Source organism: Flavobacterium sp. GCM10022190 (assembly GCF_042656445.1).
GTDB classification, from domain to species: domain Bacteria; phylum Bacteroidota; class Bacteroidia; order Flavobacteriales; family Flavobacteriaceae; genus Flavobacterium; species Flavobacterium nitratireducens.
Map to the genome: position 1 here is coordinate 1,114,972 of NZ_JBHSOQ010000001.1, position 609 is coordinate 1,115,580.

Annotated in this window: 1 protein-coding gene; it reads left to right on the plus strand. The window is 42.7% G+C overall.

The annotated features are described in order from the left end of the window. Positions 1-609: SprB repeat-containing protein (locus ACFPTQ_RS04675; RefSeq protein WP_379775553.1), on the plus strand; the 609-nt coding region annotated here is incomplete at both ends.

Genomic DNA, 609 nt, shown 5'->3' on the forward strand with positions numbered 1-609 from the left:
TCGAAATATTACTGTAAATCAGCCAGCATCAGCTGTTTCAGCATCAACAGTTGTAACTAATATAGCATGTTATGGTGGTTCAACAGGAGCAATTAATTTAACTCCAACTGGCGGAACAGCTCCTTACACCTTTAACTGGGGTGGTGGGGTTACAACAGAAGATAGGACAGGGTTATCAGCAGGTACTTATTCAGTTACTATCACAGATGTTAATAGTTGCACGGCTACTATTTCAAACATACAAATATCACAACCAACTGCTTTGAACGCTACAGCCGGAAGTAAAACGGATGTTTCTTGTAATGGTGGATCGAATGGTACCGCTACAGTTTCTCCAACAGGGGGAACGCCAAGTTATACCTATTCATGGTCACCATCAGGAGGTACAGCAGCAACAGCTACAGGATTAGCAGCAGGAAGTTATACAGTTACCGTAACCGATGCTAATGGATGTACAGCTACAAAATCATTTACAATTACACAACCAACTGCTTTGAACGCTACAGCCGGAAGTAAAACGGATGTTTCTTGTAATGGTGGATCGAATGGTACCGCTACAGTTTCTCCAACAGGGGGAACGCCAAGTTATACCTATTCATGGTCACCATC